Source organism: Methyloversatilis sp. (assembly GCF_030696805.1).
Lineage (GTDB): Bacteria > Pseudomonadota > Gammaproteobacteria > Burkholderiales > Rhodocyclaceae > Methyloversatilis.
In genome coordinates this window covers 1-9,357 of the sequence record NZ_JAUYRO010000109.1, presented here as the reverse complement: position 1 = coordinate 9,357, position 9,357 = coordinate 1, and the positions used below count along the sequence as shown (strand labels likewise).

General features: G+C 66.0%; 7 protein-coding genes. 3 read left to right on the top strand and 4 right to left on the bottom strand.

Annotated features, from left to right (window positions below; translation table 11 throughout):
• Positions 1 to 169 precede the first annotated feature (169 nt).
• From Q8R75_RS17700 to Q8R75_RS17685, 4 genes are all read right to left on the bottom strand, one after another.
• Positions 170 to 1,531 (bottom strand): DASS family sodium-coupled anion symporter, encoded by a 1,362-nt coding sequence (locus Q8R75_RS17700; RefSeq protein ID WP_305611299.1) that lies wholly within the window; start codon positions 1,529 to 1,531, stop codon positions 170 to 172.
• 284 nt (positions 1,532 to 1,815) lie between these two features.
• Positions 1,816 to 2,472 (bottom strand): hemolysin III family protein, encoded by a 657-nt coding sequence (locus tag Q8R75_RS17695; protein ID WP_305611298.1) that lies wholly within the window; start codon positions 2,470 to 2,472, stop codon positions 1,816 to 1,818.
• Between the two features lie 330 nt (positions 2,473 to 2,802).
• On the bottom strand, positions 2,803 to 5,691 hold the full coding sequence (locus tag Q8R75_RS17690) for an adenosylcobalamin-dependent ribonucleoside-diphosphate reductase (RefSeq protein ID WP_305663813.1): 2,889 nt from the start codon (positions 5,689 to 5,691) through the stop codon (positions 2,803 to 2,805).
• Positions 5,692 to 6,090: 399 nt separating this feature from the next.
• Positions 6,091 to 7,461, bottom strand: coding sequence for a HAMP domain-containing sensor histidine kinase (locus tag Q8R75_RS17685; RefSeq protein WP_305611294.1), 1,371 nt, complete (start codon positions 7,459 to 7,461; stop codon positions 6,091 to 6,093).
• A gap of 15 nt (positions 7,462 to 7,476) precedes the next feature.
• On the opposite strand from Q8R75_RS17685, the gene Q8R75_RS17680 reads away from it, so the two are divergent.
• From Q8R75_RS17680 to Q8R75_RS17670, 3 genes are all read left to right on the top strand, one after another.
• The gene (locus tag Q8R75_RS17680; protein WP_305611293.1) at positions 7,477 to 8,109 is read left to right on the top strand and encodes a response regulator transcription factor; all 633 of its coding nucleotides are present in this window, start codon (positions 7,477 to 7,479) and stop codon (positions 8,107 to 8,109) included.
• 242 nt (positions 8,110 to 8,351) lie between these two features.
• Complete coding sequence (locus Q8R75_RS17675) at positions 8,352 to 8,987, top strand: PEP-CTERM sorting domain-containing protein (RefSeq protein WP_305611291.1); 636 nt, start codon at positions 8,352 to 8,354, stop codon at positions 8,985 to 8,987.
• A gap of 145 nt (positions 8,988 to 9,132) precedes the next feature.
• The coding region (locus tag Q8R75_RS17670; RefSeq protein WP_305611289.1) for a hypothetical protein at positions 9,133 to 9,357 on the top strand (225 nt) is incomplete at its 3' end.

The window sequence follows — 9,357 nt, the reverse complement described above, 5'->3', positions numbered from 1 at the left end:
AATCTCACCGCTTCCGCCAGTAATTATTTTGCTTGCAGCACAAACACATACGCCTCGCAGACGCCAGGGTGAAGGTGTTCGGAAAGTGGTCGGGCGACGGATACCGCTGGCGAAAGCGCCCATATCTGACGCATCGACCAGCCGACTTTGTCATCCTCTCCGTCCGCCGTCACAGCACCCGTGCGTAAAGCGAGATGACGCCGATGCACACCCCGTTCAGCAGCAGTCCGCAGCGCATCATCGAGCCTGCGGACACGTAGCCGGTGCCGAATACCAGCGCGTTCGGGGGCGTGGCGACCGGAAGCATGAAGGCGCAGGAGGCCGAAATCGCGATGGCCGCAGACAGCGCGCGCGGATCGAGGCCGAAGTCGGGCGCTAGCACGGCGAAAACCGGAACAAGCAGCGCGGCGCTGGCGGTGTTGCTGACCAGTTCGGTCAGCATGACCACGAAGGCGATGATGCCCAGCAGCACCAGCCAGTCGGGTGTGCCGCGCAGCAGGTCGGTCAGCGCGTTGGCCAGAAAGCGGCTCGCGCCACTCGAACCCATCAGGGCGCTCAGCGCCAGTCCGCCGCCGAACAGCAGCAGCACGCCCCACTGCGTACGGGATTCGATGTCCGGCCAGTCGATGGCGCGGCTGACCACCAACAGCACGATGGCGGCCAGCGCGACCACGGCGTCGATGTCCTCTTCGACGCCCAGCGCGCGTGCCAGCGGCGCACCGAATACCCAGCCCGTTACGGCGAACGCGAATACCGAAGCCGTTGCGATGCGTCCGGGCGTCCAGCCATCGACGCCTTCCTCTGCCGGCAGTTCGATGCGTCCGCCGAGCGCCGGGCGCAGTACAAGCCACAGCGTCGCCGCCATCAGCGGCAGCAGCACGAGGACCAGCGGCATCCCGAAGCGCATCCATTCGGCAAAGCCGATGCCGGCCTGGGCGGCGGCGATGGCGTTCGGCGGACTGCCAACCAGCGTGCCGATGCCGCCTATGCTGGCGCTGTAGGCCACGCCCAGCAGCACGAAGGTGCGTTCGCGCGGATCGGCGTCCGGGCCGAGCAGACCGAGTGCCAGCGGCAGCATCATGGCTGCGGTGGCGGTGTTGCTGATCCACATCGACAGCAGCGCAGTCAGCGCAAACAGCAGGGCCAGTGAGCTCACCCTGCGCCCGCCGGACAGTGCGAGCACCCGGCGGGCGAGCCAGCGGTCCAGCCCGTGCTGCGCGAGCGCCGCCGCCAGCGCGAAGCCGCCGAGGAACAGGAAAATGATGGGGTGCGCGAATGACGCCAGTGCCTTCGACGGCGTCATGCCGGCAAACAGCACCGCCAGCAGCGGTACCAGCAGCGCGGTCAGCGTCAGCGGCAGGGCCTGCGTCATCCACAGTGAGCCAGTCAGCGCAAAGATGGCCAGCGCGGCGCGCAATGCGGGGTCGTCGGGTGCGAACAGCGCAACGGCGATGGCGAGCGTGAGGCAGGCGGCGATGCGCCACGGCGATGCGGTCATCTTGAGGGCGGGAATGGAAAGTGGTGGCGTCAAGAATACCTGCGGAGATGCGTGCGAGCGTACGACGCGAAAGAGTGCCGGTCTGCCCGATGCGCCCGGGCGACGGACCTGCGCCGGTTGCATCCTCATTGCGTCACGAGGCTGACGTCTGGTCCGGCCAACGCCCGTCCGCAGGACGCATCCGGTGCGCCGCGAATCGTACGGATACGCCTGGTCAGCATTCCACCGGATGCGGCGCTTCTCTCTTCGGCATCCCGGACCGCTTCTCCCATTAGTGCCGGGTGTCCGCCGAAAGGGGCAAATTCACACTCCGATGGTCAGGCCGCATACCAGAGCACGGCGAAGTAGTGACACGCCGTGCCGGCCATGACAAAAAGATGCCATGCAAAATGACCGTACTGCAGCCTGGAGTCAGTGGCATAGAACACGACGCCGGCGGTGTAGAACACGCCCCCGGCAAGCAACCACAACAGCCCGGACAACGGGACCCGGGTGACCATAGGATCGACTGCGATCACGACAAGCCAGCCCATCAGGAGGTAGAGGCCGGTCGAAAGAACGGGGTGGGACGCCTTGCCGACGGCCTTGAACACGATGCCTGCAACGGCAATGGACCAGACCAGACCAAACAAAGTCCAGCCCCATGCGCCACGGAGGACGCCCAGACTGAATGGTGCGTACGTGCCGGCGATGAGGAGGAAGATCGAAGAGTGATCCAGGACTCGAAAGACGCGCTTGGCCTTTCCGGCCGGAAGCGCGTGATAGAGGGTCGACGCCAGGTAGAGCAGCAAGACGGTTGCCGCGAAGATGATCACGCCGACAATGAAGGCGGCGTCGTCCTGTCGTACTGCGTGGACAATGAGTACCGGAGTTCCGATGAGCGCTGCGAGCAGTCCGATGGCATGACTCGAGCTGTTTGCGATTTCCTCCGCGTGCGATTGCTCGCGCTTGAGGTTCGCACGCGACGGCTGCATTTTGGATCCCGGGGAGTCTTAACGACGCAGCAGGAAAAACCCGGCTCGTGGCAGGTGCCTGCGTCCGGCCAACGCCAGACTGAATTCGATCTTCATCGCATTACTCCCGTTGCAGCCGCTTCGTCGGTGTCTTCGGCGCCCGCGCGGACATCCCCGATGGCTTCGGCGGATCCTGCCTTGCACGTAAACTTTGGAGCCCCCGCGCAGCGTGAATCAGTCGATTCGGCTGCCTGGTCTTTGCTTTTCCAGCGTCACCACGGTTGCGGCGCTCACCTTCAGACCCTCAGCCGCATCCTCTCACGCATCCGCGGGAGAGCGGATGGAGCCGCGTCAGCCGCAACTCCCCACCGCCCCGCAGGCGGTGCAGAAGTCGCAGCCGTCCTTGCGGATGACCGACTGATTGCCGCATTCGCCGCACAGCGCACCCTGCATCAGCCTGGGCTCGTCGTCGCCGCGCGGTGATTCGAGGATGCCCATTTCGCGCATCGGGTAGCCAGCTTCGTCAAGGATGCCCAGCATGGCGTAACGGTGGATGATCAGCCGGGCGACGTAGGCGACGGTCGAGGGCCAGTTCTGCTGCCGGCGGGTGCCCGGCACGAAGGCCATGAAGTCACCCAGCGGTTCCGGGTAGCTGATGAGCTTGCGCAGCTTCATGCCGATCCAGGCCGGGTCCATCACGCGCATGTCGAGCGCGAGGATGCGTGTGAGGCCGTCGAGCGCGCGCGGGTAATTGCCCGACAGCCACACCGAGTACGGACGGGTTTCGCCGCCGGGCAGCGTGATTTCCTTCAGACCCAGCACAAAGTCTTCGCCGGTGGCCGGGTTGCTGATGTCGACAGTCCAGCTCAGCGTGCCGTCGGTGCCGGTCTTCGGCTCCTGCAGCGCGAACAGCGTGTCGAGCACCGGCGTCGGGGCTTCGCGTTCGAGGGCGCCCAGCTTGTCGCAGCGGTAGCGGATCACGTTGGCGAAGGCCGCCACCACGCCCGGCATGCGGCGATGCTCGCCGCTGGGCGGCAGGGGCATGTCGAAACCCTGGTCGCTGGCGGTGCGCGCCAGCACGTCGAGCTTGAGCTTGAGCCAGCCGGGGTCATTGGCACGCATGTCCATCGACAGCGTCTTCGCGACGGCACCCAGACCGCGCGGCTGGTCAGCGCCATTGACCCACACCTCGAACGGCAGGGTCTGCATGCGGCCGTCCGGGCCTTCGTTTTCGATGTGACCGACGAACAGCGCGAATTCGCCGCCCGGCGTCTTCAGCATGTAGGTCCAGCTCGGGTTGCCGTCCGCCATGTCGGGCCGGCCGGGCCAGCGCAGGCTGGACAGCACAGGCGCCGGCAGCGCGCCGATCGACAGACGCTGGTTGGTGCCGGTGATGATTTCGACGTCGTGCGGCTGCTTCTTTTCTTCCGTCTTCGGCGCGTCGACCGACAGCACGCTGCCCAGCACGCTGTTCGGTCGGTAGGTGGCGAGGCCCTTCAGGCCGGCTTTCCAGGCGGCGAGGTAGAGATCTTCGAAGTCGGCGTACGGATAGTCGGCCGGCACATTCACCGTCTTGGAGATCGACGTATCAATATAGGGGGCGACCGCTGCGACCATGTCCTTGTGCGCCGCGGCCGAAATTTCCAGCGCGGTGACGAACCAGGGCGGCAACTTCGTCACGTCGCCGCCGAGGTGCCGGTACATGCGCCAGGCGAAGTCCTCGACCGCATATTCCTTGAAGGTGCCGTCGGCCATGCGCTTCTTGCGCGTGTAGGTCCACGAGAACGGCGGCTCGATGCCGTTGCGCGCGTTGTCGGCAAAGGCGAGCGAAATGGTGCCGGTGGGCGCGATCGACAGCAGGTGCGAATTGCGCAGGCCGTGCTTGCGGATCTGCTCCTTCACCTCGGCCGGCAGGCGCGACGCGAAGTTGCCGCCCGACAGATACATGTCTGCGTTGAACAGCGGGAAGCTGCCGCGCTCCTTCGCCAGTTCGACCGATGCCAGGTAGGACGCATCGCGCATCACTTCGGAAATGCGTGACGCCATCAGTCGTGCTTCCTGCGTGTCGTAGCGCTGGCGCAGCATGATCAGCGCGTCGCCCAGGCCGGTGAAGCCGAGGCCGACGCGTCGCTTCGCCATGGCTTCATCGTGCTGCTGCGGCAGCGGCCAGTGGGTCACTTCGAGCACGTTGTCCAGCATGCGGATGGCCACCGCGCACACTTCGGCGAAGCCGTCGAAATCGAATTCGGCTGTTTCGCTGAACGGCTTCTTCACAAAACGCGTCAGGTTGATCGAACCCAGATCGCAGCAGCCATAGGGCGGCAGCGGCTGTTCGGCGCACGGGTTGGTCGCCTCGATGCTTTCGCAGTAGTACAGGTTGTTGTCGCGGTTGATGCGGTCGAGGAACAGGATGCCCGGCTCGGCGTGGTCGTAGGTCGAGCGCATGATCTGGTCCCACAGCTCGCGCGCCCGCGGCTTGGCATAGACCCACAGGCCGTCTTCGCGCTGGTACGCGCCAGCGGCCTTGATGTCGCTGGCCGGCTCGGCCTTGTGCACCAGTTCGACCGTGCCGTCGGCTTCGACCGCCTTCATGAACGTGTCGGTCACGCCGACCGACACATTGAAGTTGGTCAGATCGCCACTGTCCTTGGCGTGGATGAACTGCTCGATGTCCGGGTGATCGCAACGCAGCACGCCCATCTGTGCGCCGCGACGGCTGCCGGCCGATTCGACCGTTTCGCACGAGCGATCGAACACGCGCATGTAACTGACCGGGCCGGACGCACGCGACTGCGTGCCGCGCACGCGCGCGCCGACCGGGCGGATGCTGGAGAAGTCGTAGCCCACGCCGCCACCGCGGCGCATGGTTTCAGCGGCCTGCGCGAGCGCGGTGTAGATGCCCGGGCGCTGGTCTTCGACTTCGGTGATCGAGTCGCCGACCGGCTGCACGAAGCAGTTGATCAATGTTGCGGTGAGCTGGGTGCCGGCGGCCGAACTGATGCGTCCGGCGGGCACGAAGCCACGCTCCTGCGCGTCGAGGAATTTCGCTTCCCAGTGCGCGCGGCGGTCTTCTGCCTCGGCCTGCGCGAGCGCCTTCGCCACCCGACGGCGCACTTCGGCCACCGTCGTTTCGCCGCCCTTGGCGTATTTTTCGATCAATACTTCGCTGGAAATTTCCTGCTCCGGCAGGCAGGCGATTTTTTCTTCTTCGGTCAGCGGGACCAGGTCGATCTGTTGCATGGGGGAGTCTCCTGACATCGGTTCACCGAACTTTACGCTTCGGTGACATGCGGCGACAGCCTTGACAGCCCGCCCGCCGGGCGGTCGTCCGCCTGCCGTCTGGCCTTGCGGACGATGACGACAGCGCGCTGCGCGATTGCACTGCAACATGACCCGGAAAGCCCGGCTGGCTGTGGAAGTGTGCCGTTGCGAAACGGCCTTTGCAGGAGCGGCCCCTGTGGGAGCGGCGGCCTCGCCGCGTTCAGTGCCGCGATGGTCGCTGTGCAACGTGCGTATTGCGGCGAGGGCGGCGCGGGGGTTTCGGCGAGCACTGCTCGCCGCCCGCAGAGCCGGCTGGCCATGCAGGGCCAGCAGTGGATCGCCGCTCCCACAGGAACCCTCCCAAAGCCACTCTTGCACCTACGCCCTGGGCACGCGCACCGCAAACACACTGCCTTGGCCGATGCGCGAACGCACGGTCAGCGGGTGACCCAGCAATTCCGCCTGCTTGCGTGCCAGCGCCAGACCCAGTCCCTGACCTTCATCGTGCCGGGTCTGGCGGTCGTCGAAGCGGCGGTAGGGAATGAAGATCTGCGGGATCAGGTCTTCGGCGATGCCCGGCCCGGTGTCCCACACCTGCAGTTCCACCTCGTCGCCACGCGAGCGGCTGGCGACCAGCACGCGGCCGCGGTCGGTGTAGCGCACCGCGTTCGACACCAGATTGTCGAGAATGGAACGCAGCATCATCGGGTCACTGTCCACGGTGGCGCGGGCCGGCCGGATCACCAGTTCGATCCCCTTGTCACGCGCCAGCGGGCCGAACTGGGCGGCGCACGACGCCAACACCTCGGCCAGCGGCAACGCGCGGCGCAGCACGCGCGCCTCGCCGGCTTCCAGCCGCGACAGTTCGATCAGACGCGACAGCTGGTTGCTCATCGCGCGCACCGCTTCGTCGACGCCGGCGCAGGCTTCATTCAAGGTCGCGTGGCTCACTTCGTCTTCACGCAGCGAGCGCAGATAGCGCATGTGCAGGCCGACCGCATGCACCGGCTGGCGCAGGTCGTGCGTCACGCCGGCCAGAAAGAGGTTCTTGGCACGCATCGCCGCCTGCACCGCGTCGCGCTCGCGCCGCAGCGTGTCGGCCAGGCGCGCGTTCTGGCGCGTCAGCAGCAGGGCATTGCGCATCGTGGCGTGGGCGTTGCGGCCGAAGGAAATGAGCACCGCGAGGTAGAACACGATGGTCAAGCCGCCGGCAATATTGATGGCGCCGCCAATCAGCCACGACTTGACGACGAACGGAACGAGGGCGCACACCAGATATAGATTGAGCGCGCTCGGCAGTGCCGTGGTGGCGGTGACGGCGCCGCCGGCCATGCCGACCAGCATGGCGACGCTGAAGAAGTCCATGAACGGGTCGCGCCCTTCGTAACCCAGCCAGGGCAGCACCCCCCAGGCCAGACCGGTCAGCGCGGCGACAGTCGTGTAGACGCGCTCGGCGCGGTCGAGCTGATGACCGGCCAGCACGGCGCGTTGCGGCTGCATCCAGCGCACGTAGAGGGCGCGCAGGGCGACCAGCAGACAGACGACGGCCAGCCATATCCAGACCGCCGAATGCCCCTCGGCGCTCACCAGCACCGCAGCCGCGGTACTCGCCACGGCAACGTTGCCGGCGACGATGGTGGGCGTATGACCGAACAACACGCCCAGCAGGTCGCGCCGGACCGCATCGCGCTCGTCCGCGCTGTCATCCGTGCAGTCGTGTGCGGCGAGCGGTATCGACGTCATCGCCATGGTATTTTCCGGCGCATGGAAGCCCGCGAGATTAGCATCGTCGTTGCCGAAGACCACGCCCTGGTGCGCCAGGGGCTGCGTCTGATGCTGTCGCGTGCGCCACGGGTGCGCTGGCTGGGTGAAACGGGTGATGGCGAAGGCGCGCTGCGGCTTGCCCGTGAGCTCAAGCCGGACGTACTGCTGCTCGATCTGGGTCTGCCGCGGCTCGACGGGCTCGAAGTGATGCAGGCCATCGCCGCCGCCCATCTGCCGACCCGCGTGCTGGTCGTGACGGCGCGTCAGGACGCTGCGACCGTGCAGGCCGCGCTGTCTTTCGGTGCGCATGGATACATGCTGAAGACCGATGACGCGGACGCGCTGGTGTCGGCCATCCACACCGTGGGCGACGGGGGCTACCACGTCAGCCCGGAACTGGCGACCTTGTTCGGCCATGGCACGACGACAGCACACGATGGCCTGACCAGTCGCGAAATGGACATCGCCAGCCATGTCGGACGCGGCCTGTCGAGCAAGCAGATCGGCGCCGAACTGGGCATTTCCGAACATACGGTACGCAAGCATCGGGAAAACATCGCCCGCAAGCTCGGCCTGCGCAACGCGGCCGAGCTGGTTGCCTGGTCGATCCGCCAGCGCCTTCCCGAGGCGTGACCCGGCCGTCGTAACCGGCCGTGATCCAGTTCCTGCTCTTCGTCATGTCCTGGCGCGCACTACGCGCATGTTCGTATTTACCGCCCAAGGGGCTGCGCGCCTAATTCCCTCCTGAAATTTCCGGCTGCGCGTCGGCCGAATTCCGCCCAGTGAGCGTTTCAAGGTGCGGAATTCGAAACGGTCATGGTCCGGACGTCACGAGCGGGCAGGCGCCCGCCGGGATCCACAACAAGGAGGTTCAGATGACTATTTCCATTTTCGGCGCGCTGCGAAGTGCAGTGTTTTCCCTGTGCTTGTGGACGGGTGCGGCATGCGCCGTGCCGATCACCTTCCAGACGACCGGCTCGTCCGTGCAGACCTATTTCGAGGGGCATCCGCTGGCGACCGCGCGTTCCCGCCTGGACGGGCTGAGTGGCGCGCTCGATCTCACGCGCGACACGCCGGTGCTGGCCAACTACTTCAAGCTGTTCGCGGGCACCGGGCCGGCAGACGAATCCGGCGTGAGCGGCATCCAGTACCGGACCCACGCGCTGAGCATGACCGTCATGGGCATCACCCGATCGTTCGAGGTCGACATCGGCATGCAGGAAATCGCCAATGGCCAGTACCAGCTTTATGCCTTCGATTTGCCGACGCTGACCTTCGACCTGGGCGCGACCGGCGTGCTGACCGTGACACCTGACCCGCTGCGCACCCAGTCGGTGCAGTTTCTGGCCAACACACCGCTGTACCACTTCCGTGATGTACGCGCGAATTTCGAGCTGACCGGGCCGCTTGTTTCGGCCGTTCCGGAACCCGGCTCGCTGGCGCTGACCGGGCTCGCGGTCGGCTTCCTGTGCGTGATGCGGCGACGCCGGAACGTTCTTTGCACAAATTGACGGATTTCAGCGGCATTTCGAGCGCGGCCGCAAGCGGACGTGACGAATCAAACAACGCCCCTGTCACATCGACTTACAATAATGTAGGAATTATTCCTACGAACGACCGCAAAGCACGGTCGTGGCAGCAACCGGGAGTCACACCATGAAGATCGCTCAACGCCGTCGCAACCTGCCCCGGTTGCGCACCCTGGTGGCCAATCTGCACCGCCCGCACGGGCTCGCAATCGGCATGGCGAGCCTGCCGCTGCTGATGTCGCCGGCGGCGTGGGCGCAGGCGATCCAGGCCGACGGCCGGACGCTGACGACGGTGAGCACGGCCGGCGCGGTGACCGACATCCGGACCGGCACGATTGCGGGCAATTCCGGT

Coding starts and splice junctions, on each gene's coding strand:
- Q8R75_RS17680 (WP_305611293.1), top strand. CDS start 7,477: ATGGAAGCCCGCGAGATTAGCATCGTCGTTGCCGAAGACCACGCCCTG.
- Q8R75_RS17685 (WP_305611294.1), bottom strand. CDS start 7,461: ATGGCGATGACGTCGATACCGCTCGCCGCACACGACTGCACGGATGAC.
- Q8R75_RS17675 (WP_305611291.1), top strand. CDS start 8,352: ATGACTATTTCCATTTTCGGCGCGCTGCGAAGTGCAGTGTTTTCCCTG.
- Q8R75_RS17690 (WP_305663813.1), bottom strand. CDS start 5,691: ATGCAACAGATCGACCTGGTCCCGCTGACCGAAGAAGAAAAAATCGCC.
- Q8R75_RS17695 (WP_305611298.1), bottom strand. CDS start 2,472: ATGCAGCCGTCGCGTGCGAACCTCAAGCGCGAGCAATCGCACGCGGAG.